The organism is Enterobacter sp. 237C8 (genome assembly GCF_034106865.1).
GTDB lineage: Bacteria > Pseudomonadota > Gammaproteobacteria > Enterobacterales > Enterobacteriaceae > Enterobacter > Enterobacter asburiae_B.
On sequence record NZ_JAWNDF010000005.1, the window covers coordinates 21,338 to 44,482 of the forward strand.

The window sequence follows — 23,145 nt, forward strand, 5'->3', positions numbered from 1 at the left end:
AACATGATTCTGGATGCATTCTCTCTGCAGGGGAAAGTGGCTGTGGTTTCCGGGTGTGACACCGGGCTGGGTCAGGGAATGGCGTTAGGCCTGGCGGAAGCGGGCTGCGATATCGTCGGAATTAATATCGTTGAACCGACTGAGACCATCGAACGCGTGACGGCCCTGGGCCGCCGTTTCCTGAGCCTGACCGCTGACCTGCGTAAAATCGATGCCATTCCTGAACTGCTGGACCGCGCAGTGGCTGAATTCGGTCATATCGACATTTTGGTGAACAACGCCGGGCTGATCCGCCGCGAAGACGCGATCGGCTTCAGCGAGCGCGACTGGGATGACGTGATGGATTTGAACATCAAGAGCGTATTTTTCATGTCCCAGGCGGCGGCGAAGCATTTTATTGCCCAGGGGAAAGGCGGCAAGATCATTAACATTGCCTCTATGCTCTCGTTCCAGGGCGGCATCCGCGTGCCGTCTTACACCGCGTCCAAAAGCGCCGTAATGGGCGTGACCCGCCTGCTGGCAAACGAATGGGCGAAACATAACATCAACGTGAATGCGATTGCGCCGGGCTACATGGCGACCAACAACACGCAGCAGCTGCGTGCTGACGAAGAGCGCAGCGCGGCGATCCTGGAGCGTATCCCTGCGGGACGCTGGGGTCTGCCGAGCGATCTGATGGGGCCGATTGTCTTCCTGGCCTCCTCCGCATCGGATTACATCAACGGTTACACCGTGGCTGTAGACGGCGGCTGGCTGGCGCGTTAATTCCACCTGTATTAAGAACCTCTGCCTGTGGGCGGAGGTTTTTTTTGCGCAATAATTGGCTTAGTCCATATCGATAAAGATGAAAAATCCATACTAAAAAATCGCAAATGACGGCAATCACACTTTTATTGCTTAAATATTAACTGATTAGTAAAAATACGTGATTATTCGCCACGAGTTGAAATTGTAATGTCCATCACAGAACCGTATGCCGTAGCGGAATAATCCATAACTTCGCGATTTCCTGCCTGACACTTTTCCTCGCTTTCTCGTAATTTCAGTTAACGAATTTTGCTGTTGAGGCAGGAAAAATATGACATCGATAAATGACTCTACCCTAATGCCCGCTGCGCTGCGTGATACTCGCCGCATGAACCAGTTTGTCTCCATTGCCGCCGCCGTGGCGGGCCTGTTATTTGGACTGGATATCGGCGTCATTGCCGGCGCATTACCGTTTATTACCGATCACTTTACCCTCAGCAGTCGCCTGCAGGAGTGGGTGGTGAGCAGCATGATGCTCGGCGCGGCCATCGGCGCGCTGTTCAACGGCTGGCTGTCGTTCCGCCTGGGGCGCAAATACAGCCTGATGGTCGGGGCGATTCTGTTCGTTGCCGGCTCCATTGGCTCGGCGTTTGCCGCTAATGTTGAAATCCTCCTGCTCTCCCGCGTGCTGCTGGGCGTGGCGGTGGGGATTGCCTCCTACACCGCGCCGCTTTATCTCTCCGAAATGGCGAGCGAAAACGTGCGAGGCAAGATGATCAGCATGTATCAGCTGATGGTCACGCTGGGTATTGTGCTGGCGTTCCTGTCTGACACCTACTTCAGCTACAGCGGCAACTGGCGCGCGATGCTGGGCGTGCTGGCCTTACCGGCGCTGGTGCTGATCGTCCTGGTGATTTTCCTGCCAAACAGCCCGCGCTGGCTGGCGCAAAAAGGGCGTCACGTGGAGGCGGAAGAGGTTCTGCGCATGCTGCGCGATACCTCGGAAAAAGCGCGCGAAGAGCTGAACGAAATCCGCGAAAGCCTGAAGCTAAAGCAGGGCGGCTGGGCGCTGTTTAAGATCAACCGCAACGTGCGCCGCGCGGTCTTCCTCGGTATGTTGCTGCAGGCAATGCAGCAGTTCACCGGCATGAACATCATCATGTATTATGCGCCGCGCATTTTCAAAATGGCCGGGTTTACCACCACGGAACAGCAGATGATTGCGACTCTGGTGGTCGGGCTGACCTTCATGTTCGCCACCTTTATTGCGGTATTCACCGTGGACAAAGCCGGGCGTAAACCGGCGCTGAAAATTGGCTTCAGCGTGATGGCGCTCGGCACGCTGATCCTGGGCTACTGCCTGATGCAGTTTGATAACGGCACGGCCTCAAGCGGGCTTTCCTGGCTTTCTGTCGGTATGACCATGATGTGTATCGCAGGTTACGCGATGAGCGCCGCGCCGGTGGTGTGGATCCTGTGCTCCGAAATTCAGCCGCTCAAATGCCGTGACTTTGGCATCACCTGTTCCACGACCACCAACTGGGTGTCGAACATGATCATCGGCGCGACGTTCCTGACGCTGCTGGACGCGATTGGCGCTGCCGGAACGTTCTGGCTCTATACGGTGCTGAACGTGGCGTTTATTGGCGTTACGTTCTGGCTGATCCCGGAAACCAAAGGCGTGACGCTGGAACATATCGAGCGCAAGCTGATGGCAGGAGAGAAACTGCGGAACATCGGCGTGTGATTGTTTTGCCTGTTCGAAGGCTTCACTCTATGCCGTAACTGGAAAAGAAAAAGGTGGCTTAGCCACAATAATAATGTGACTAAGATCACTACTAACTCTGGTAGGGAGTAGACACAGAGAGGGAACTGGCATTAGGATTTTTCTTAGATTGTTGAATTGTCGGGCCACCGCTATCAATTGAGCAAAGACGCGTTGCAGCCGGAAAAAGAAGAATCACTATGTCAGAAATGGATTTAAGAAAAAGCACGGACCTCGACTTTCCCCGTTTTGCCGCCCCGGCTGTAAGCGCAAAAGAGATAGATCTTCTGGGATTGTTTGAGGTCCTTCTGGCGGCGAAAAAACGTATCGCTGCCATTATCTTTACTTTCGCGCTGGTGGGGCTGGCCGTTTCATTTTTACTGCCGCAGAAATGGACCAGCAAAGCGGTGATCACCCCGGCAGAACAGCTGCAGTGGAACCCACTGCGCCAGATGATGGTGGCGTTACAGGTGCTTGATGTGGACGTGAAGATCACCCGTCCGCAAATTTTTGACCTGTTTATTAAAAAGTTCCAGTCTCAGTCATTACTCGAAGAGTATATGACAACCTCTCCTTACGTAACATCGAAGCTGCAAGGCACCACGGTGGATCCGCTTGAGCTGCATCGCGCGATAGTCAACATTTCAGATCGAATGAAAGCGGTGAATAACGCTCAGGGAAAAGAGGCGGATAAAACGCCTTATGTTTCCTGGACATTGAGCTTTACTGCGCCGACAGCTGACGATGCGCAAGCCGTCCTGGCGGGGTACATTGATTATATCGCGGCTATTGTAGAAAAAGAGACGGTGCAGAATATCCGCAACCTGATCGCCTTGAAAAAGAACGTCGTTGAGCAGCAGCTGGAACTGGATCGAGTTCGTCTGACCAATATTCACAATACCAACCTGCAGCGACTGAATTATTCGCTGGAAGTGGCAAATGCCGCAGGCATCAAGAGGCCGGTTTACAGCAACGGGCAGGCCGTAAAAGATGACCCGGATTACTCCGTTGCGCTCGGTGCTGACGGTATCGCGCAAAAGCTGCAGATTGAAAAAAATTTGAAGGACGTGACCGAGCTGAATGCGGATTTCCAGAACAGGGAATACTACCTCGCACAGCTGAAAAAGCTCTCCTTCTCCGATGTTAAACTTGAGCCATTCAGGTACCAGCTTTCTCCCTCCATGCCGGTGAAAAAGGATGGCCCGGGCAAGGCTCTGATTGTTGTTCTGGCGGCGCTTCTGGGGGGGATGTTTGCCTGCGGTAGCGTTTTACTGCGCGAGGCGATGCTCACCCGTACTTCGCCGCCAGAGCCGGTGGGGAAATAAGCTCTGCAGTTTAAAAAGGCGCTGAATACAGCGCTTTTTTTATGTACTTCGGTTGTGTTAAAAAAGAAACAAAGAAAAGGAGGGATGATGAAAACGATCGGCCTGTTAGGTGGAATGAGCTGGGAATCGACAATCCCTTATTACCGCCTGATTAATGAAGGGGTAAAGCAGCGTCTGGGTGGTCTGCACTCCGCAAGCCTGCTGCTGCACAGTGTTGATTTCCATGAAATTGAAGCCTGCCAGTCGAGCGGGGAGTGGGATAAAGCCGGAGAGATCCTGGCCCAGGCGGCGCTGGGACTGGAGCGTGCCGGCGCCGAGGGTATCGTGCTTTGTACCAATACCATGCACAATGTAGCGTCGCATATTGAGGACCGCTGCTCGCTGCCGTTTCTGCATATCGCGGACGCGACCGGGCGTGCGATTGCGGCATCCGGGATGCGCCGCGTAGCGCTTTTGGGCACACGCTACACCATGGAACAGGATTTTTATCGCGGGCGTTTGCACAGTGAATTTGGGATCGAGAGCCTTATCCCGGATGAAGACGATCGGGCGCGCATCAATCAGATTATCTTTGACGAGCTCTGCCTCGGTACCTTCAGCGAATCTTCCCGGGCGTATTACGTCAGCGTGATTGAAAAGCTGGCGCAGCAGGGGGCAGAAGGGGTGATCTTCGGCTGCACCGAGATCGGCCTGCTGGTGCCGGCCGATCGAAGCCCCGTCCCGGTATTTGATACCACCGCCATTCACGCGGCAGATGCCGTGGCGTTTATGCTGTCATGAGAGGTTTTGCAGGTCAGGTAAACGAAGCGCCACCTGACGCGCGTGCTCCATTAAGTGTTCGGTGAAAGCGTCCACCAGCGCGGAAGCCGGACGGTGCAGCGGGCGGATCAGGCTCACGGTGAACGGGACGGAGACGCTAAAGCGGCGGATGACGATCCCGCTTCCGGCATAGTCCAGCGCCGTGAGCGGATTCACAACCGCGACGCCGACGCCTGCACGCACCATCGCGCAAATCGAAGCCGCACTGTGCGTTTCCACCACCATTCGCCGTTTGACCTGATGCTCGGCAAACAGCGTATCCAGCAGCTGTCTGTAACTGTCTGTCTGCGAAAGGCTAATGTAGTTTTCCCCGTGGAAATCCTCCGGCGTGAGCACTGCCTTACCGGCAAGCCGATGTCCGGCGGGCAGAACGCACACTTCATCTAACGAGATCAGCTCCGTGCGTGCCGTTCCCGCTGGCGTGGAAAGGGTTTCGGTTAAGCCTAAATCATGGCGCTGGGCCGAAAGCCACTCTTCAAGCAGGGGGGATTCCTGAGGAACGATAGTGAGGCTGACCTCCGGGTATCGGGCCAGAAAGGGCTGCAGCAGCATCGGCAAAAAGGATTGCGAAAAGACGGGCAGACAGACGATCGACAGCTCGCCCTGGCGAAACTCGCGCAGGCTTTCCGCAGCACTCACTATTCTGTCCAGTCCGTACCAGGAGCGCTGGACTTCCTCGAACAGGCGCAACCCCTGCACCGTCGGGTGAAGCCTGCCCCGGGTGCGCTCGAACAGCTTCAGCCCCAGCACTTTCTCGAACCGGGCCAGCTCGCGGCTCACCGTCGGCTGCGAGGTATGCAGCATCTGTGCGGCTTCGGTGAGATTGCCGGTGGTCATCACGGCGTGAAAAATCTCGATGTGGCGTAAATTGACGGCGGGCATAGGGCACCTGAAAGCAGATAACTGTCCATATCATTTTTGCATAGACTCGCGATAAAACGATATTTTTTATTCTCTTCGCGCTGTGGCGTAATCTTCAAAACGCATTTACCCGGAGAAGACCATGCCACGCCCGCTGAACCAGACTGAGACCGATTTGAACGCCGACAACCTGCTGCGCCTGCCTGCCGAGTTTGGCTGCCCGGTGTGGGTCTACGACGCGCAGATCGTTCGCGAGAAGATCGCCGCCCTGCATCAGTTTGACGTGGTGCGTTTTGCCCAGAAGGCGTGCTCCAATATTCATATTCTGCGCCTGATGCGTGAGCAGGGCGTGAAGGTCGACTCCGTCTCGCTTGGCGAAATCGAGCGCGCGCTGGCGGCCGGATTCGATCCGAAAGCCGACGGCGACGCGATCGTCTTCACCGCCGATGTGATCGACGATGCGACGCTTGCGCGCGTCCACGAACTGCAGATCCCGGTGAATGCCGGTTCTGTAGATATGCTGGAGCAGCTGGGCCAGGTTTCTCCCGGCCATCGCGTCTGGCTGCGCGTGAATCCAGGCTTTGGTCATGGTCACAGCCAAAAAACCAATACCGGCGGTGAAAACAGCAAGCACGGGATCTGGTATGCCGATATGCCTGCCGCGCTGGAGGTATTACAGCGCTACGGCCTGAAGCTGGTGGGGATTCATATGCACATTGGCTCTGGCGTGGATTATGGCCACCTGGAGCAGGTGTGCGGCGCGATGGTGCGCCAGGTTGTCGACTTCGGTCAGGATCTGGAGGCGATCTCAGCCGGTGGCGGCCTCTCCATTCCTTATCGCGAAGGCGAAGAGGCGATCGATACCGATCACTATTACGGTCTGTGGAGCGCCGCGCGTGACCAAATTGCCGCGCATCTGGGCCACGCGGTGAAACTGGAAATTGAGCCGGGTCGTTTCCTGGTGGCGGAAGCCGGCGTGCTGGTTTCGCAGGTGCGCAGCGTCAAAGAGATGGGGTCTCGCCACTTCGTCTTGATTGATGCAGGCTTTAACGATCTGATGCGTCCGTCCATGTACGGCAGCTATCACCACATTACCGCCCTGGCTGCCGACGGCCGTGATTTAACGCAGGCGCCGCGCGTTGAGACGGTCGTTGCGGGGCCGCTGTGCGAATCGGGTGACGTGTTTACCCAGCAGGAAGGCGGTAAAGTGGAGACCCGCGCGCTGCCAGAGGTCAAACCGGGTGATTATCTTGTGCTGCATGATACCGGTGCCTACGGGGCGTCGATGTCATCTAACTACAACAGCCGCCCGCTGCTGCCGGAAGTGCTGTTTGATAACGGCAAGGCACGGCTGATCCGTCGTCGCCAGACCATTCAGGAACTGCTGGCTTTAGAACTCATCTGATGAAAGTACGGCCCCGTTGTGACCGAATCGCGTAACACCAGCGTGCCGGTAAACGGCGGGATAGCATTGACCGGCTGGTTTTTTGCCAGCCGGATCGCCTGATCGATGGCCGTGACAATCATATTGTCGATGGGCAGATAAACCGATGAGAGCGCAGGCTCCAGCCATTTCGCGCTTGGGGCATCGTCAAAGCCGAACAGTGAAATATCCTGCGGAATTTTAAGCCCCGCCTGGTGTAACGCTTTGGACGCCCCCAGGGCCATATCGTCGTTACAGGCAAACAGGGCGCTAAACGGCACACCGTCGGCAATCAACTCCTTGCACAGCTCGTATCCCCGCGTCATTCCCGCATCGCCGTACTTTATCCGACGCTCGTCCAGACGAATGCCGTGCTTTTCCAGCGCTTTACGGTAGCCCATCAGCCGCGCTTTCCCGGTTGGGGTATGGATCGGAACGGTGATACAGGCGATCTCCCGATGGCCCTGGGCGATCAGGTAATCCACGGCCTTAAATGCGGCATCCTGCTGTTCGAAAAACACGCAGCGATCCGGCGCCTGGCTCACTTCGCGGTTAATGACCACCAGCGGCGTTTTCACGGTGTTCATCAGTTTGACGATCGCTTTTTCGCTCATGTAGCGCGTGTAAAGCACGATGGCATCGCACTGGCGATCGGCCAGCATCTGCACCGCCTGTTCTTCCTGTTCCGGCGCGTCGTGACCGTCGGTGACGATCAGCTGTTTCCCGTGAGTTTCCGTCTGCCGCGACGCCTGCTGGAGAAGACGACCAAAGTAAAAGCCGTCGAAGGTCGAGACGACCAGGCCAATGCTGTTGCTGGTCTGGTTAGCCAGCGAACGCGCGAGAAAGTTCGGGCGATATCCCAGCTCTTCCATCGCAGCAAAGACCTGCTGACGCGTACTCTCTTTAACCTGACCTGTGCCGTTCAGCACGCGCGAGACGGTAGCCTTCGACACGCCCGCACGCAGTGAGACATCCAGCATTGTTGCCATTCTACATTCCTGCTTCCACGTAATGATTTGCAGTTTAACACAGACCTCACGGCGTATAAGCGATGCGGGAAGCGCAAAACTTCTGCCACGATCACGCTTTTTGGTCACGATTCGTCTGGCCTGCGTGAAGTAAAACTAAATAGTCTGACTCTGGTAAAATAATCGCCGAACCGAGCTGGGGCGACAGGCCAGCAAATACATGAGAAAACGCAGGTGAAACGTGAATAAGATAGCCATCCTCCCGCTTTACCAGGCACCGCACTATGCGGAGCAGGTCACCGACTGGCTCTGGCAGGCCTTTGGCGAAGGGCTTTCTCGGGAATTTTTCCACAGCATTGTTGAGCACAGCCAGACGCCGGGAGCATTACCGTTGACCTTTATCGCCGTAGAAGACGAACAGCTTGTTGGTACGGTAGGGCTCTGGCGCTGCGATTTGATCACCCGTCAGGATCTCTTTCCGTGGCTGGCGGCGCTCTACGTTGACGACGCGGCGCGAGGCAAGGGGCTGGCAGGAAAGCTACAGCAGCACGTTATTACCTGGGCCGCGCAGGCGGGATATGAAGAACTGCACCTCTGGTCTGCCTGCCGCGACTTCTACGAACGTTACGGCTGGCAGTATATCGGTGATGGGCTGGAATACCCCAACACCCGGGTTCACCTCTATCGCTATTCGCTCTGCGCTTCCGCAGGTGAAGCAACGGAGTGACGGCGAACCAGCGTCGGGCTAAACAGATGCGTAATATCCGGCGGCTGGCGCTGTTCAGCCAGCGCTAGCGCCAGCTCGGCGGCCTGCGTTGCCATGGTGATAATCGGGTAGCGCACGGTGGTCAGACGTGGGCGCACGTAGCGAGAGACCAGCACGTCATCGAAGCCAATCAGCGAAATTTCTGCCGGTACCTCAATCCCGTTGTCATTCAGCACCCCCATTGCCCCTGCGGCCATCGAGTCGTTATAGCTGGCAACCGCCGTGAAATTTCGTCCGCGACCGAGCAGCTCGGTCATGGCCTGTTCCCCACCACTCTCATCCGGTTCACCGTAGGCCACCAGACGGTCATTGCACGGCAGGCCGTTTTCGCGCAGAGCGTCGTAGTAGCCCTGCAGGCGGTCTTCCGCATCAGAAATCGGATGATTGGAACAGAGATAGCCAATCCGGGTATGGCCCTGTTGAATCAGATGACGGGTCGCAAGCCAGGCGCCGTAGCGGTCGTCGAGGGCCACACAGCGTTTTTCAAACCCGGGAATAATGCGGTTGATGATCACCATTCCGGGCATCTGCTTCATCAGGTGAATCAGCTCGGCATCCGGGATCATTTTGGCGTGAACCACCAGCGCGGCGCAGCGGTGGCGGATCAGCTGCTCGATGGCCTGGCGTTCTTTTTGCTCATTATGATAGCCGTTGCCGATCAGCAAAAAATTGCCCGTCTGATAAGAAACTTGTTCAACCGCTTTCACCATGGCGCCGAAAAAGGGGTCGGAAACATCACCCACTACCAGCCCAATGGTTTCGGTGGACTGCTGGGCGAGCGCGCGGGCATTGGCATTGGGATGATAATTCAGGGATTCCATGGCGGTTTGTACCGCCTGGCGCGATGCGTCACTGGCTTTTGGGGAGTCGTTAATCACACGAGAGACGGTTGCCACAGACACACCTGCCAGACGGGCCACATCCTTTATTGTCGCCATTCATTACCTTCTTATTGGGGGTAAGCGTTTACACACCAAATAGTGTTGCGGAAAAGCGGCGCGCATTCAAGGGGAGCGGATTTCCGCGCTCCACAAACGTGACGCAGGACAACCCTGGTAGTGTAATCGTTACACGCGCATTCGTGTCTGAAGAATGTCAATCTGAACCTTTGGTTACACTTTGCCTCAGGCTGTTGCGATTGGCCGATGGCGAGGGCGTTAAAGAGATTGATACAGTCAAAGTCCCAGAGGTATTGATAGGTGGAATCAACTCCGGTTGATTAACACGCTTTACACCAACCTGCGTTTTTACGCAGGTTTTTTTTTGCCTGATAGTTCAATCTGTAACAGCAACAGAGAATATTCACACCTGGTTGCACTTAGGCTCATTCCCTTGCGTTTTCCTGCTGGCGAAGCGCAGGACGAACGGCCACAATCAAGATCCCAGAGGTATTGATTGGTGAGAATTCTTAGTACGGTTTCGTACTCATCTCTTGCACCAACCTGCGCGGATGCGCAGGTTTTTTTTCGCCTCCACTTTTGCTGTCGCTCCCGTATCACTTCTCGTGTAATCTGCCACCATTTACTATCAACCCTCCACACTGGCTGGCAAAGGGAGTTGAGATGCTATTTGGGTTCTTCCGTACACTGTTCCGTATTCTTTTTCGCATCCGCGTCACTGGCGATGCCCAGGCGCTTCGCGGTGAACGCGTTCTTATCACACCAAATCATGTTTCCTTTATAGACGGCATTCTGCTGGCGCTATTTTTACCCGTGCGCCCGGTGTTTGCGGTCTATACCTCTATCAGCCAGCAGTGGTACATGCGCTGGCTCACGCCGCTGATTGATTTTGTGCCGCTCGACCCGACAAAGCCGATGATGATTAAGCATCTGGTGCGTCTGGTTGAGCAGGGGCGTCCGGTGGTTATTTTCCCGGAAGGGCGTATTTCAGTGACCGGTTCGCTGATGAAAATTTACGACGGCGCGGGGTTTGTTGCCGCGAAATCAAAAGCGATCGTGGTGCCGCTGCGCATTGAAGGCGCAGAGTTGACCCATTTCAGCCGCCTGAAGGGGCTGGTGAAGCAGCGCCTGTTCCCAAAAATCACGCTGCATATTCTGCCGCCCACGTCGTTACCAATGCCGGACGCGCCGCGTGCCCGCGATCGCCGTAAAATCGCCGGGGAAATGCTGCATCAGATTATGATGGAAGCGCGCATGGCCGTGCGCCCGCGCGAAACGCTGTACGAGTCCCTGCTTTCCGCGCAGCACCGCTATGGCGCGAAGAAAAACTGCATCGAAGACATCAACTTTACCCCGGATACCTATCGCAAGCTGCTGACCAAGACCCTGTTTGTGGGCCGCATTCTGGAGAAGTACAGCAAAAAGGGCGAAAAGATTGGCCTGATGCTGCCTAACGCGGGCATCAGCGCGGCGGTGATTTTTGGTGCGGTTTCCCGGGGGCGCATCCCGGCAATGATGAACTACACGGCGGGGGTGAAAGGACTGACCAGCGCCATCACCGCTGCCCAGATTAATACCGTCTTTACCTCTCGTCAGTTCCTGGACAAAGGCAAGCTCTGGCATCTTCCCGAGCAGCTCACCCAGGTGCGCTGGGTCTTCCTGGAGGATCTGAAAGCGGACGTAACCACCGGCGACAAGCTGTGGATTTTTGCTCACCTGCTGATGCCGCGTCTGGCGCAGGTCAAACAGCAGCCGGAAGATGACGCGATTATCCTCTTCACGTCGGGATCGGAGGGCAACCCGAAAGGCGTTGTCCACAGCCACAAGAGCATTCTGGCGAACGTTGAGCAGATCAAAAGCATTGCCGACTTTACCGCGAATGACCGTTTTATGTCGGCGCTGCCGCTGTTCCACTCCTTTGGCCTGACGGTGGGGCTGTTTACGCCGCTGCTGACCGGCGCAGAAGTGTTCCTCTACCCAAGTCCGCTGCATTATCGCATTGTGCCGGAGCTGGTGTATGACCGTAACTGCACCGTCCTGTTCGGCACTTCAACCTTCCTCGGCAACTACGCGCGCTTCGCCAATCCGTATGACTTCTATCGCGTGCGGTATGTGGTGGCCGGTGCGGAAAAACTGCAGGAGAGCACGCGTCAGATCTGGCAGGACAAGTTTGGCCTGCGCATTCTCGAAGGCTATGGCGTTACCGAGTGTGCTCCAGTGGTCTCGATTAACGTTCCGATGGCGGCGAAGCCGGGTACGGTGGGCCGAATTCTGCCGGGGATGGACGCGCGTCTGCTGGCCGTGCCGGGCATTGAAGACGGTGGCCGTCTGCAGCTGAAAGGGCCAAACGTGATGAACGGTTATCTGCGCGTGGAAAACCCAGGCGTGCTTGAGGTGCCGACGGCTGAAAACGTCAACGGCGAGGTTGAAACCGGCTGGTACGACACCGGTGATATTGTCCGTTTTGATGAACAAGGCTTTGTACAGATTCAGGGACGCGCGAAGCGCTTCGCCAAAATCGCCGGTGAAATGGTCTCGCTGGAAATGGTTGAGCAACTGGCGACGGCCGTGTCCGCGGATAAGATGCATGCGACGGTAGTGAAGAGCGATGCCAGCAAAGGCGAGGCGCTGGTGCTGTTTACGACCGACGCTGAGCTTAAGCGCGACAGGTTACTGAGCTATGCGCGTGAACACGGTATTCCTGAACTGGCCGTGCCGCGCGATATTCGCTACCTGAAGCAGCTCCCGGTGCTGGGTAGCGGGAAGCCCGATTTCGTGACCCTGAAAGGCATGGTTGAAGAGGCGGAACAGCAAAATGCGTGAGTCAGTACACACTAACACATCGCTCAGGTCGAAAGGCATGATGGCCGTCATCGCTGCGCAGTTTCTCTCTGCGTTCGGTGATAACGCGCTGTTGTTTGCTACGCTGGCGCTGCTGAAGGCCGAGTTTTACCCCGACTGGAGCCAGCCGATCCTGCAGATGGTGTTTGTGGGCGCTTACATTATCTTTGCTCCGTTCGTCGGGCAGGTGGCGGACAGTTTCCCCAAAGGCCGGGTGATGATGTTTGCCAACGGCCTCAAGCTGCTGGGGGCTGCCAGCATTTGCTTTGGCTTCAACCCGTTTATTGGCTACACGCTGGTGGGCATCGGCGCTGCCGCCTACTCTCCGGCGAAGTATGGCATTCTCGGAGAGCTGACCACGGGCGATAAGCTGGTGAAAGCCAACGGCCTGATGGAGTCGTCAACCATTGCCGCAATCCTGCTCGGATCCGTCGCGGGCGGCGTACTGGCCGACTGGCATGTCCTGGCGGCACTGGGCATCTGCGCGGTGGTGTATGGCGGGGCGGTTGTGGCGAACCTGTTTATTCCCAAACTGCCGGTGGCTCGCCCGGGGCAATCCTGGCGCTTTAAACCAATGACCGGCAGTTTCTTTACCGCCTGTCGCGTGCTGTGGCGTAACGGTGAAACGCGTTTCTCACTGATGGGGACCAGCATGTTCTGGGGCGCGGGCGTCACGCTGCGCTTCCTGCTGGTGCTGTGGGTGCCGGTGGCGCTGGGGATTACCGACAACGCGACGCCGACCTATCTGAATGCGATGGTGGCCATCGGTATTGTGGTGGGAGCCGGCGCGGCGGCGAAGCTGGTGACGCTCGAGACGGTAGCACGCTGCATGCCCGCAGGGATCCTGATTGGCGTCGTGGTGCTTATTTTCTCGCTGCAACATGCATTATTGCCTGCGTATGTCCTCCTCATCCTTATTGGTATTCTGGGCGGTTTCTTCGTGGTGCCGCTGAACGCGTTACTGCAGGAACGTGGCAAGCAGACCGTCGGGGCGGGGAACGCCATTGCGGTACAAAACCTGGGTGAAAACCTGGCGATGCTGTTAATGCTGGGGCTCTACTCGCTGGCGGTAAAAGTCGGTGTGCCGGTGGTGGGGATTGGCGTCGGGTTTGGCGGGCTGTTTGCGCTGGCGATTGCGGGTTTGTGGATCTGGCAGCGTCGGCGTTGATAAGTGCGGCCTGATGCCCTCACCCCGCCCCTCTCCCACAGGGAGAGGGAGCAAACCCTAAAAACGGCAACCTGCGTTGCCGTTTTGCTTTTATTACGGCGCAGGATACGTATAAACCTGATGCACCGCTTCAATCTCCGCTAACACCTCTTCACTCAGGTTCAGATGGAAACTCTCAATATTGGTTTTCAACTGTTCCATCGTTGTCGCGCCCAGCAGGGTACTGGCAACAAACGGCTGACGACGCACGAAGGCCAGCGCCATCTGTGCAGGGTCAAGACCGTGACGCTTTGCGATATCCACATAGGCTGCAACGGCTTTCTGCGTCTGCTCGCCGCTGTAGCGGGTAAAGCGGCTAAAGAGGGTATTTCTCGCCCCGGCCGGTTTCGCGCCGTTCAGGTATTTCCCCGTCAGCGTGCCAAAGCCGAGACAGGAATAGGCGAGCAGTTCCACTTCTTCATATTGCGTCACTTCGGCCAGACCCACTTCATAGCTACGGTTAAGCAGACTGTACGGGTTCTGGATGGTGACGATACGCGGCAGATCGTGTTTATCCGCCAGATGCAGATAGCGCATTACGCCAAAGGCCGTTTCGTTAGAGACGCCAATGTAGCGGATTTTTCCCGCGCGCTGGCACTCGGTCAGCGCTTCCAGCGTTTCCAGCAGCGTTACGGCGGGGGCGCTCTCATTCCAGCTGTAGCCGAGCTTACCAAAGCAGTTGGTTGGCCGCTGCGGCCAGTGCACCTGATACAGGTCGAGATAGTCGGTTTGCAGGCGCTTCAGGCTGGCGTCCAGTGCGGCGCGGATATTTTTGCGATCGAGGATCTGATTCGGGCGGATCCCGGTATCGTTGTTGCGCGCGGGGCCACTGACTTTTGAGGCAATCACCAGCTTTTCACGGTTGCCGCGTTTTGCCAGCCAGTTACCGACGTAGGTTTCGGTAAGTCCCTGCGTTTCCGGACGTGGCGGAACAGGGTACATCTCTGCGACATCAATCAGGTTAATCCCCTGGCTGACGGCGTAATCGAGTTGTGCATGGGCATCGGCTTCGCTGTTTTGTTCACCAAATGTCATCGTGCCCAACCCCAGTTGGCTTATTTCCAGAGCGCTGTGGGGGATACGGTGATAATGCATAGCCGGCTTCCTCAGTAGACTTATAGACCGCGTCAGGGCGTGCCCGACAAAGGAATATAAACATGGCAGAGGGGAAGCAAAAGGGGAAGAAAAAAATCAAAAAGGCCAGCAAGCGACTGACCTTTATCTGTTTATCGCTCGATAATTTGCGATACTTCGTCGCGATTGATCTGCATTTTATTGCCTTCCTGGTCGCGGTAGCTGACCAGGCCGGTATCATCGTCGACTTCGGGTTTGCCGTCGGTCAGGATCATTCGACCATCTTTTGTCGCCATAACGTAATCGCTGCTACAGCCCGATACGGCAAACGCTAAACCGACTGCTGAAACTAACACTGCCCATTTTTTCATCGTTATCGTCCTCATCTGGCGCGTATCAAATCATAATCTAGTATTAACCCGATAAGGCGACTTGAGGAAGCGGTAAAATCTTAAAAAGCAGTCGATTATGTTTGAGAGCTCGCAAAATAAGTAAAAAACTATGTTTTTAACAGGAAATGACGGGCAAGGAGCGCGCCGGTGAAATTCTTTTTGAGATAAAAACCGCGCGGCAACGTCAGTATCGGCTCACCCTTCGCGCCGATTGCCTCGGTAAGTGCTTTGCTGTTGGCCGCTTTCGGGCGCAACTGTAAAACTTCTCCGTGTCGGGCGGTGATGCGCTCTACCTGCCCAAGCACAATCATGTCCATCAGCTCCTCCCAGTCCAGACGCAGCTGTTGCTCCTCATCGTCGTTCGGGCTCCAGAGCAGCGGCGCGCCAACGCGACGCTCAGCCAGGGGGATCTGACGTTCACCTTCGACCGGTACCCACAACACGCGCTTCAGCTTGTGGCGAACGTGGCTGGTTTCCCACGTTACGCCGGTGTTGCCGGTTAATGGCGCAACGCAGACGAAGGTGGTCTCAAGGGGCTTGCCCTGGCTGTCTATAGGGATGGTTTTTAACTCCACGCCAAGCGCTGCAAAATCCTGCTCGGGTTTGCTTCCTGCGCTGGCACCCAGCCACAGCTCAAGCAGCATGCCGATCCAGCCTTTATCCCGTTTCAGATCCTTCGGGATCTGAAGCCCTGCCATTGCCGCCAGCTCGCCAAGCGAAAAGCCTGCAAGACGCCGTGCCTGCTGTAGCAACTGACCTTCGCTGGATGGCGGTGAGAGCAAGGGTGTAAGCGGATGCATGAAGGTAACCTTTTGATTAAAAAATAAACTAAGAAATTGTCCCCTGTGGATAGAGTTTAACTATTTCTGTACCAATATTCCATGTGTATGATTTATAGGTTTTTTTATTGGTTTGAAATCGTTTTGCCAGACTCAGAAAACCGGTTGTTCAAATCTGGTCACTGACAATGAACAGGATCTTACACCATGTTATCCACAGAAAAATGGGATAACTGGGCATAACCCTGACTACTGTTTCAATTTACAGCCTTGACGTGCGATGAAAATCGAATTTTCAAACAAATTGTGACTAACTTATTGGCACAATCTGTGGATAAAACCGACGCTGTTCGATCTTTCATCAGCATGACGATCCCTGATGTGACGATCGTCACGATATTCTGTTTTGTGCTCATGGAAATACATTTAACTATTTGAAAATAATTGAATTATATAATTAAGGTGAAAAAGGGGAAACTGCATAGTTTGAGGTTGTTCATCGGTAATCAGACACTTCTTCACAACTATATCCACAGAAAAGGTGAATAAAATTCCCTTCACCACCGCTCATCTGTTTATAACTCAGCACTTATTTGTGAGTTATTCAAATGTTATTAGGTTGCAGCCCTGTAAGAGAGTGGTTTACCGCCTCCCTGTAGTGTGAAACAATCATTCATATATAAGGTTTAGTTTGGGGTAGTCCGGTGATTGATGACGATGGCTACCGCCCGAACGTAGGAATAGTAATTTGTAATCGTCAGGGCCAGGTAATGTGGGCCCGGCGATATGGTCAGCACTCCTGGCAGTTCCCTCAAGGCGGGATCAATCCGGGAGAGTCCCCAGAACAAGCGATGTACCGGGAGCTTTTTGAAGAGGTCGGTTTAAGCCGAAAAGATGTTCGCATCCTGGCTTCGACCCGCAACTGGTTGCGTTACAAGTTACCGAAACGTTTGGTGCGTTGGGACACAAAGCCGGTTTGTATCGGCCAGAAACAGAAGTGGTTTCTGTTGCAGTTGGTGGGCAACGATTCAGACATCAATATGCAAACCAGCAGTACGCCGGAGTTCGATGGCTGGCGCTGGGTGAGCTATTGGTATCCTGTTCGTCAGGTCGTGTCATTTAAACGCGATGTTTACCGTAGGGTGATGAAAGAGTTTGCAAGTGTGGTAATGCAGCTTCAGGAGATCCCGCCTAAGCCGCAGAGCGCACCTGCCTGGCGACGTAAAAGAGGTTAAGCTACGCAAATCATGCTCACCCGCTTGCGAGAAATAGTCGAGAAGGTGGCCAGTGCTCCACGTCTGAACGAGGCGCTGAATATTCTGGTCACTGACATCTGTCTTGCGATGGAGACCGAGGTCTGTTCGGTGTATCTGGCCGACCACGATCGGCGCTGCTATTACCTGATGGCGACCCGTGGCTTGAAAAAACCACGTGGACGCACCGTCACGCTCGCATTTGATGAAGGTATCGTGGGCCTGGTTGGGCGGCTGGCTGAACCCATCAACCTTGCTGACGCGCAAAAACACCCCAGCTTTAAATACATCCCTTCCGTAAAAGAAGAGCGCTTCCGCGCTTTTCTTGGCGTGCCGATTATCCAGCGTCGCCAGCTGCTCGGCGTGCTGGTCGTCCAGCAGCGCGAGCTACGTCAGTACGATGAAAGCGAAGAGTCTTTCCTCGTCACGCTGGCCACGCAGATGGCGGCGATCCTCTCCCAGTCCCAGCTTGCCGCGCTCTTTGGTCAATATCGCCATACGCGCATTCGTGCCCTTCCGGCATCACCAGGCGTAGCGATTGCGGAAGGCTGGATGGACGCCACGCTGCCGCTGATGGAGCAGGTTTACGAAGCCTCAACGCTTGATGAAGCGCTTGAGCGAGAGCGTCTTACCGCCGCGCTGGAAGAGGCGGCGAATGAATTTCGTCGTTACAGCAAGCGCTTTGCCGCAGGCGCACAGAAAGAGACGGCGGCCATCTTCGACCTCTATTCGCACCTGCTCTCCGACGCGCGTCTGCGTCGTGAGCTGTTTGCGGAAGTGGATAAAGGCTCGGTCGCAGAGTGGGCGGTTAAGAAGGTCATCGAAAAATTTGCCGACCAATTTGCGGCATTGACTGACGGTTACCTGAAAGAACGGGCTGGCGATCTCCGCGCCCTGGGACAGCGTCTGCTGTTCCATCTTGATGACACCATTCAGGGGCCGAATGCCTGGCCAAAACGGTTTGTTCTGGTCGCCGATGAGCTCTCGGCAACTACGCTGGCTGAACTGCCCCAGGACAGGCTGGCCGGTGTGGTGGTGCGCGATGGCGCCGCCAACTCGCATGCCGCCATTATGGTGCGCGCGCTGGGTATCCCAACCGTTATGGGAGCGGATATCCAGCCGTCGGTACTGCACCGCCGTACGCTGGTAGTGGACGGCTATCGCGGTGAGCTGCTGGTCGATCCTGAGCCGGTTCTGCTCCAGGAATACCAGCGCCTTATCAGCGAAGAGAATGAATTAAGCAAGCTGGCGGAGGATGACGTTAACCTGCCCGCACAGCTTAAGAGCGGTGAGCGGATCAAAGTCATGCTCAACGCCGGTTTAAGCCCTGAGCATGAAGAAAAGCTTGGCAGCCGCATCGACGGTATTGGCCTGTACCGTACTGAAATCCCGTTCATGCTGCAGAGCGGTTTCCCCTCCGAAGAGGAGCAGGTGGCGCAATATCAGGGGATGCTGCAGATGTTTAACGACAAACCTGTCACCCTGCGAACCCTCGATGTCGGCGCGGATAAACAGCTGCCCTATATGCCGATCAGCGAAGAAAACCCGTGCCTGGGCTGGCGTGGGATCCGCATTACGCTCGATCAGCCGGAGATCTTTCTGATCCAGGTGCGTGCAATGCTGCGCGCCAACGCGGCGACGGGCAATCTCAGCATCTTACTCCCGATGGTCACCAGCATTGATGAGATCGACGAGTCCCGGCGACTGATCGAACGTGCAGGCCGTGAAGTGGAAGAGATGATCGGCTATGCGATCCCGAAACCGCGGATCGGGGTGATGCTTGAAGTGCCGTCTATGGTCTTTATGCTGCCGCAGCTGGCAAACCGTGTTGATTTTATCTCTGTCGGCACAAACGACCTAACGCAATATATTCTGGCCGTCGACCGTAACAATACCCGCGTCGCCAGTATTTACGACAGCCTGCATCCGGCGATCATTCGCGCGTTAGCGATGATTGCCCGTGAAGCGGAACAGTACGGCATTGATTTACGCCTGTGCGGTGAAATGGCCGGGGATTCAATGTGCGTTGCGATCCTGATTGGTCTGGGATACCGCCATCTGTCGATGAACGGTCGCGCTGTCGCCCGCGTGAAGTACCTGCTGCGGCATATCGACATCAACGATGCCCGCGAGCTGGCTGAACGCAGCCTTGACGCGCAGCTGGCCGCTGAGGTTCGTCATCAGGTCGCGGCGTTTATGGAACGGCGCGGTATGGGCGGCCTGATCCGCGGCGGCCGCTAATCATCTTTCTGCCTCTCCCTCCGGGAGAGGGCTCCAGCGTGCATAAAACCCTATACACATCTTTTACATCTCTGGCGCATCCTCCGCGCCAGCCTTGTGCTATGATTCGCAACTTTGGAGCCTCTGCTTACGGCAGAATCGCATTTCTACCGCTGTCCACTTTCAGCGGAATAACAACATCTTGTGGTGACAGATGAACAGTGGTTATCTGCATTTTCCGGAATTTGATCCGGTCATTTTCTCAGTAGGACCTGTTTCGCTTCACTGGTACGGTCTGATGTACCTGGTGGGCTTCATTTTTGCCATGTGGCTCGCTGGCCGTCGCGCCAGTCGTCCGGGCAGCGGCTGGACGAAAAACGAAGTTGAAAACCTGCTCTATGCGGGCTTCCTCGGCGTGTTCCTCGGTGGCCGCATTGGGTACGTGCTGTTCTATAACTTCCCGGTATTCCTGAACGATCCGCTCTATCTGTTCCGCGTGTGGGACGGCGGCATGTCCTTCCACGGCGGCCTGATTGGGGTGATCCTGGTGATGGTGATTTTTGCCAAACGCACCAAACGCAACTTCTTCCAGGTTTCAGATTTTATCGCACCGCTGATCCCGTTTGGTCTCGGCGCTGGCCGTCTGGGTAACTTTATCAACGGTGAGCTGTGGGGTCGCGTCGACCCGAGCGTGCCGTACACGATGCTCTTCCCGGGCTCCCGCGCAGAAGATATCGCGCTGCTGCCATCACACCCGGAGTGGCAGTCCATTTTCGATACCTACGGCGTTCTGCCGCGCCATATGTCTCAGCTGTACGAGCTGGCGCTGGAAGGCGTTGTGCTGTTTATCATCCTCAACCTGTTTATCCGCAAACCGCGTCCGATGGGCGCTGTCTCCGGCCTGTTCCTGATTGGCTACGGCGCATTCCGTATTATCGTCGAGTTCTTCCGTCAGCCAGACGCACAGTTTACCGGCGAGTGGGTGCAGTACATCAGCATGGGGCAGATCCTCTCCATTCCGATGATTGTCGCGGGTGCCATTATGATGATTTGGGCGTATCGTCGTCGTCCACAGCAACAAATTTCCTGAGGAACCATGAAACAGTATCTTGAATTGATGAAAAAAGTGCTCGACGAGGGCACGCCGAAAAACGACCGCACCGGCACCGGTACGCTCTCCATTTTTGGCCACCAGATGCGCTTCAACCTGCAAGAAGGCTTCCCACTGGTGACGACAAAGCGCTGCCATTTGCGCTCGATCATTCATGAACTGCTCTGGTTCCTGCAAGGCGATACCAACGTTGCGTATCTGCACGAGAATAACGTCTCAATCTGGGACGAGTGGGCAGATGAAAACGGCAACCTGGGCCCGGTTTACGGCAAGCAGTGGCGCGCCTGGCCAACGCCTGATGGCCGCCATATTGACCAGATCACCACCGTGATGAACCAGCTGAAAAACGATCCGGACTCGCGCCGAATCATCGTTTCCGCCTGGAACGTCGGTGAGCTGGATAAAATGGCGCTGGCACCTTGCCACGCGTTCTTCCAGTTTTATGTCGCTGACGGCAAGCTCTCCTGCCAGCTCTATCAGCGCTCCTGTGACGTGTTCCTCGGCCTGCCGTTTAACATTGCCAGCTATGCGCTGTTGGTCCACATGATGGCGCAGCAGTGCGACCTGGAAGTGGGTGATTTTGTCTGGACCGGTGGGGACACCCATCTTTACAGCAACCATATGGAACAGACGCATCTCCAGCTGACCCGCGAACCGCGTGCTCTGCCAAAGCTGATTATCAAGCGCAAACCGGCATCAATCTTCGACTATCGCTTTGATGATTTCGAGATTGAGGGCTATGACCCGTATCCGGGCATCAAAGCGCCCGTCGCTATCTGATGCGATAAAGCGTGACACAACCGGTGCTCTTTAGCGCCGGTTTTTTTTCGCCTTTATCCCGTTTCCCGAAGCGCTATCCAGAAAGCGTGCAACGCGCTGCAACACTCCTGATTCTCCGGATAACGCCTCGTAAAACGAGGATCCGTCGCTCGTCATGTTCACCGCGCTTCGCCACACTCCCGATATGAAAAAAGAGAACGGTTTTACGCTTATCGAAACGCTGGTCGCGATTTCGCTTGTCGTTATCCTCAGCGCCTCAGGTCTTTACGGCTGGGACAGCTGGCAGCGGCAGCAGCGGCTGTGGCAAACCGCCAGTCAGGTACGAGATTACCTGCTGTTTCTGCGCAATCATGCCAACCGCTACAACCGCGACCATCAAATTACCCATCAGCGGGTGGGAGGCATGGATTGTCTGCTGAGCTCTGCCGCGCAAGGCTGTGAGAAGGGCAATCCCTTTGTGCTGATTCCGCTCTGGCCTGAGGTCGCGATCGGCGAGGTAACGCCGTCGCTCGCGTTCTATGGATTAAAGGATACGGCTTGGGCTGGGCGGATACGCGTTCAAAGCCGCGCAGGAGAATGGCTGATTATTGTCTCAAATGGAGGACGCATCAGGATGTGTAAGGTCTCTGCGGGAGGTTCATGTCGATGAAGCAGCGAGGTTTCTCACTGACCGAAGTTCTGATTGCCACGGCGATTAGCAGCCTCCTGCTGATAAGCGCATCGCGTTTTTTACCCGGCTTGCAGCGGGCGGTCTTAGCGCAATCCGGCCAGAGACAACTTGAGGAAGAAGTCTGGCACCATCTGTTCGCCCTGGGCAAACAGCTCCAGCGTGCGGGATACTGCGCGGGAAACTGTCAGGGACAGGCGCTGGTGACAGCCAGGCAAGGAAGTTGCGTCATTGTGCGGTGGGATGCCAACAGTAACGGCAGCTGGGATAACAGCGCATCAGAAAATGACAGCACCGGTTTTCGACTGGAGTCTGGTGCGCTTGAAACCCAGCGTGGAGCGACCTCATGTGAAGGAAAAGGATGGGAAAAGCTCACGGACCCGGACAGGCTTACTATCGCGCATTTTGTGGTGAGGACAGTGGAACATGCCGGTTTTACGCCCGAGGTGAATATCGAACTGGCGGCGATTCGTAAAGGCGAGCAGGGGGAGCCCTGGCAGGCGTTGTATACGGTCACGGGGTACAACCTGTGAATCGTCAACGCGGCATGTCTTCGCTGGCGATGGTTCTGCTTTTACTGGTGCTCGGTACCCTGATCCTCACCGGTCTCAATCAGCAGCTCACAACGTTTAGCGCGCTCGTCGGCGGTGAGAGCCGTTCGCTTCAGCAGCAGGCGGCGGTGCAGTCCGCGCTTGAGTGGGGACGGGTTCAGAGCTGGTCGTCAGAGCCACAGGTTCAGTGCAAGAAGACTCCTGCGTGGCGAGCGTGTTTGCGCCCGCTGAGTGGGGCGCGTGTGCTGCTGATTGCCGGAGACAGCGACCTGCTGCTCTGGCGCTCAGGAGAGATTGTCGACGGGAACGTTCGCTTTTCGCCTCATGGCTGGAGTGATTTTTGTCCCCTTAAGGAGAGCGCGTTATGCCAGCTGCCGTGAGCAGAGAAAAAGGGTTTAGCATGGTTGAGGTACTGCTGGCGATGATGCTGCTGGTGATCGTCGTGACGGCTTTGTCCGGCTATCATCGGGCGTTGGCGGCTCGGTTTACCCTGTTTAACCAGTATCGACAGCTCTGGCATCATGCCTGGAATCAGTCTCAGCTCTCAACAAATGTTCTCCCGGCTGGCTGGCAGGCCAGTCGGGGGCAGACAACGCACGCAGGATGTGTCAGCATCACGGTCACACTTATTTCTCCTCTGGGGCGGCGCGGTGAGATAACGCGCCTGCATTGCCCGGTTAGCCAGTAGTCGGGAGCG

22 protein-coding genes are annotated in these 23,145 nt (G+C 55.8%); 16 read left to right on the plus strand and 6 right to left on the minus strand.

The window, feature by feature from the left end:
• The first annotated feature begins 3 nt into the window (after positions 1-3).
• The 4 genes from kduD to USF70_RS15205 all read left to right on the plus strand — a co-directional run bounded on the left by kduD (position 4) and on the right by USF70_RS15205 (position 4,617).
• The gene (gene kduD / locus USF70_RS15190; RefSeq protein ID WP_064673498.1) at positions 4-765 is read left to right on the plus strand and encodes a 2-dehydro-3-deoxy-D-gluconate 5-dehydrogenase KduD; all 762 of its coding nucleotides are present in this window, start codon (positions 4-6) and stop codon (positions 763-765) included.
• 313 nt (positions 766-1,078) lie between these two features.
• The gene (locus USF70_RS15195) at positions 1,079-2,494 is read left to right on the plus strand and encodes a sugar porter family MFS transporter (protein ID WP_032660200.1); all 1,416 of its coding nucleotides are present in this window, start codon (positions 1,079-1,081) and stop codon (positions 2,492-2,494) included.
• Between the two features lie 218 nt (positions 2,495-2,712).
• The gene (wzz(fepE), locus tag USF70_RS15200) at positions 2,713-3,837 is read left to right on the plus strand and encodes an LPS O-antigen length regulator Wzz(fepE) (RefSeq protein ID WP_320735761.1); all 1,125 of its coding nucleotides are present in this window, start codon (positions 2,713-2,715) and stop codon (positions 3,835-3,837) included.
• An 87-nt stretch (positions 3,838-3,924) separates the two neighbouring features.
• Positions 3,925-4,617: an aspartate/glutamate racemase gene (locus USF70_RS15205; protein ID WP_320735806.1), complete on the plus strand. Its 693-nt coding sequence runs from the start codon at positions 3,925-3,927 to the stop codon at positions 4,615-4,617.
• On the opposite strand, the gene USF70_RS15210 is transcribed toward USF70_RS15205, so the two are convergent.
• Complete coding sequence (locus USF70_RS15210; RefSeq protein ID WP_320735762.1) at positions 4,612-5,538, minus strand: LysR family transcriptional regulator; 927 nt, start codon at positions 5,536-5,538, stop codon at positions 4,612-4,614. The two genes, USF70_RS15205 and USF70_RS15210, sit on opposite strands and share 6 nt — an antisense overlap.
• 121 nt (positions 5,539-5,659) lie before the next feature.
• Between USF70_RS15210 and lysA the strand changes: the two genes are divergently transcribed.
• Positions 5,660-6,922: a diaminopimelate decarboxylase gene (lysA, locus tag USF70_RS15215; protein WP_047060034.1), complete on the plus strand. Its 1,263-nt coding sequence runs from the start codon at positions 5,660-5,662 to the stop codon at positions 6,920-6,922.
• Here lysA and USF70_RS15220 read toward each other — a convergent pair.
• Positions 6,892-7,929, minus strand: a complete 1,038-nt coding sequence (locus tag USF70_RS15220) for a LacI family DNA-binding transcriptional regulator (RefSeq protein WP_320735763.1) — start codon at positions 7,927-7,929, stop codon at positions 6,892-6,894. The two genes, lysA and USF70_RS15220, sit on opposite strands and share 31 nt — an antisense overlap.
• 229 nt (positions 7,930-8,158) lie before the next feature.
• Between USF70_RS15220 and USF70_RS15225 the strand changes: the two genes are divergently transcribed.
• The gene (locus USF70_RS15225) at positions 8,159-8,635 is read left to right on the plus strand and encodes a GNAT family N-acetyltransferase (protein WP_069303922.1); all 477 of its coding nucleotides are present in this window, start codon (positions 8,159-8,161) and stop codon (positions 8,633-8,635) included.
• On the opposite strand, the gene galR is transcribed toward USF70_RS15225, so the two are convergent.
• Positions 8,596-9,612 (minus strand): HTH-type transcriptional regulator GalR, encoded by a 1,017-nt coding sequence (gene galR, locus USF70_RS15230; protein WP_023309052.1) that lies wholly within the window; start codon positions 9,610-9,612, stop codon positions 8,596-8,598. The genes USF70_RS15225 and galR overlap by 40 nt on opposite strands.
• A 624-nt stretch (positions 9,613-10,236) precedes the next feature.
• Here galR and aas point away from each other — a divergent pair.
• Together aas and lplT are read left to right on the plus strand one after the other, a co-directional pair.
• Positions 10,237-12,396, plus strand: coding sequence for a bifunctional acyl-ACP--phospholipid O-acyltransferase/long-chain-fatty-acid--ACP ligase (gene aas / locus USF70_RS15235; protein ID WP_320735764.1), 2,160 nt, complete (start codon positions 10,237-10,239; stop codon positions 12,394-12,396).
• Complete coding sequence (gene lplT / locus USF70_RS15240; protein WP_047060028.1) at positions 12,389-13,582, plus strand: lysophospholipid transporter LplT; 1,194 nt, start codon at positions 12,389-12,391, stop codon at positions 13,580-13,582. The genes aas and lplT overlap by 8 nt, the downstream gene beginning before the upstream one ends.
• 93 nt (positions 13,583-13,675) lie before the next feature.
• On the opposite strand, the gene USF70_RS15245 is transcribed toward lplT, so the two are convergent.
• From USF70_RS15245 to mutH, 3 genes are all read right to left on the minus strand, one after another.
• Positions 13,676-14,716, minus strand: coding sequence for an NADP(H)-dependent aldo-keto reductase (locus USF70_RS15245; protein WP_023309049.1), 1,041 nt, complete (start codon positions 14,714-14,716; stop codon positions 13,676-13,678).
• 131 nt (positions 14,717-14,847) lie between these two features.
• A complete protein-coding gene (locus tag USF70_RS15250) occupies positions 14,848-15,066 on the minus strand; it encodes a YgdI/YgdR family lipoprotein (protein WP_008499668.1) in 219 nt (72 codons plus the stop codon).
• Between the two features lie 128 nt (positions 15,067-15,194).
• On the minus strand, positions 15,195-15,887 hold the full coding sequence (gene mutH / locus USF70_RS15255) for a DNA mismatch repair endonuclease MutH (RefSeq protein WP_045888654.1): 693 nt from the start codon (positions 15,885-15,887) through the stop codon (positions 15,195-15,197).
• A 683-nt stretch (positions 15,888-16,570) separates the two neighbouring features.
• Between mutH and rppH the strand changes: the two genes are divergently transcribed.
• The 8 genes from rppH to USF70_RS15295 all read left to right on the plus strand — a co-directional run bounded on the left by rppH (position 16,571) and on the right by USF70_RS15295 (position 23,136).
• Positions 16,571-17,101: an RNA pyrophosphohydrolase gene (rppH, locus tag USF70_RS15260; protein ID WP_013098553.1), complete on the plus strand. Its 531-nt coding sequence runs from the start codon at positions 16,571-16,573 to the stop codon at positions 17,099-17,101.
• A 12-nt stretch (positions 17,102-17,113) separates the two neighbouring features.
• Positions 17,114-19,360 (plus strand): phosphoenolpyruvate--protein phosphotransferase, encoded by a 2,247-nt coding sequence (ptsP, locus tag USF70_RS15265; RefSeq protein WP_023309047.1) that lies wholly within the window; start codon positions 17,114-17,116, stop codon positions 19,358-19,360.
• 193 nt (positions 19,361-19,553) lie between these two features.
• The gene (lgt, locus tag USF70_RS15270) at positions 19,554-20,429 is read left to right on the plus strand and encodes a prolipoprotein diacylglyceryl transferase (protein WP_023309046.1); all 876 of its coding nucleotides are present in this window, start codon (positions 19,554-19,556) and stop codon (positions 20,427-20,429) included.
• Positions 20,430-20,435: 6 nt separating this feature from the next.
• Positions 20,436-21,230 (plus strand): thymidylate synthase, encoded by a 795-nt coding sequence (gene thyA, locus USF70_RS15275; RefSeq protein WP_214538918.1) that lies wholly within the window; start codon positions 20,436-20,438, stop codon positions 21,228-21,230.
• Between the two features lie 184 nt (positions 21,231-21,414).
• Positions 21,415-21,879 carry a prepilin peptidase-dependent protein gene (locus USF70_RS15280; RefSeq protein ID WP_033146582.1) on the plus strand — a complete coding sequence of 155 codons (465 nt, stop codon included), beginning with the start codon at positions 21,415-21,417 and terminating at the stop codon, positions 21,877-21,879.
• Complete coding sequence (locus USF70_RS15285) at positions 21,870-22,430, plus strand: prepilin peptidase-dependent protein (protein WP_320735765.1); 561 nt, start codon at positions 21,870-21,872, stop codon at positions 22,428-22,430. Before USF70_RS15280 ends, USF70_RS15285 begins: the two co-directional genes overlap by 10 nt.
• Positions 22,427-22,828, plus strand: coding sequence for a DUF2509 family protein (locus USF70_RS15290; protein ID WP_087823252.1), 402 nt, complete (start codon positions 22,427-22,429; stop codon positions 22,826-22,828). The genes USF70_RS15285 and USF70_RS15290 overlap by 4 nt, the downstream gene beginning before the upstream one ends.
• On the plus strand, positions 22,813-23,136 hold the full coding sequence (locus tag USF70_RS15295; protein ID WP_047173533.1) for a prepilin-type N-terminal cleavage/methylation domain-containing protein: 324 nt from the start codon (positions 22,813-22,815) through the stop codon (positions 23,134-23,136). Before USF70_RS15290 ends, USF70_RS15295 begins: the two co-directional genes overlap by 16 nt.
• The last annotated feature ends 9 nt before the right edge of the window (positions 23,137-23,145 follow it).

Excerpts from the sequence above, each read along its gene's own strand:
- kduD (WP_064673498.1), top strand. The coding sequence starts at position 4 with ATGATTCTGGATGCATTCTCTCTGCAGGGGAAAGTGGCTGTGGTTTCC.
- USF70_RS15195 (WP_032660200.1), top strand. The coding sequence starts at position 1,079 with ATGACATCGATAAATGACTCTACCCTAATGCCCGCTGCGCTGCGTGAT.
- USF70_RS15205 (WP_320735806.1), top strand. The coding sequence starts at position 3,925 with ATGAAAACGATCGGCCTGTTAGGTGGAATGAGCTGGGAATCGACAATC.
- USF70_RS15210 (WP_320735762.1), bottom strand. The coding sequence starts at position 5,538 with ATGCCCGCCGTCAATTTACGCCACATCGAGATTTTTCACGCCGTGATG.
- lysA (WP_047060034.1), top strand. The coding sequence starts at position 5,660 with ATGCCACGCCCGCTGAACCAGACTGAGACCGATTTGAACGCCGACAAC.
- USF70_RS15220 (WP_320735763.1), bottom strand. The coding sequence starts at position 7,929 with ATGGCAACAATGCTGGATGTCTCACTGCGTGCGGGCGTGTCGAAGGCT.
- galR (WP_023309052.1), bottom strand. The coding sequence starts at position 9,612 with ATGGCGACAATAAAGGATGTGGCCCGTCTGGCAGGTGTGTCTGTGGCA.
- aas (WP_320735764.1), top strand. The coding sequence starts at position 10,237 with ATGCTATTTGGGTTCTTCCGTACACTGTTCCGTATTCTTTTTCGCATC.
- lplT (WP_047060028.1), top strand. The coding sequence starts at position 12,389 with ATGCGTGAGTCAGTACACACTAACACATCGCTCAGGTCGAAAGGCATG.
- USF70_RS15245 (WP_023309049.1), bottom strand. The coding sequence starts at position 14,716 with ATGCATTATCACCGTATCCCCCACAGCGCTCTGGAAATAAGCCAACTG.
- USF70_RS15250 (WP_008499668.1), bottom strand. The coding sequence starts at position 15,066 with ATGAAAAAATGGGCAGTGTTAGTTTCAGCAGTCGGTTTAGCGTTTGCC.
- mutH (WP_045888654.1), bottom strand. The coding sequence starts at position 15,887 with ATGCATCCGCTTACACCCTTGCTCTCACCGCCATCCAGCGAAGGTCAG.
- ptsP (WP_023309047.1), top strand. The coding sequence starts at position 17,114 with ATGCTCACCCGCTTGCGAGAAATAGTCGAGAAGGTGGCCAGTGCTCCA.
- lgt (WP_023309046.1), top strand. The coding sequence starts at position 19,554 with ATGAACAGTGGTTATCTGCATTTTCCGGAATTTGATCCGGTCATTTTC.
- thyA (WP_214538918.1), top strand. The coding sequence starts at position 20,436 with ATGAAACAGTATCTTGAATTGATGAAAAAAGTGCTCGACGAGGGCACG.
- USF70_RS15280 (WP_033146582.1), top strand. The coding sequence starts at position 21,415 with ATGAAAAAAGAGAACGGTTTTACGCTTATCGAAACGCTGGTCGCGATT.
- USF70_RS15285 (WP_320735765.1), top strand. The coding sequence starts at position 21,870 with ATGTCGATGAAGCAGCGAGGTTTCTCACTGACCGAAGTTCTGATTGCC.
- USF70_RS15295 (WP_047173533.1), top strand. The coding sequence starts at position 22,813 with ATGCCAGCTGCCGTGAGCAGAGAAAAAGGGTTTAGCATGGTTGAGGTA.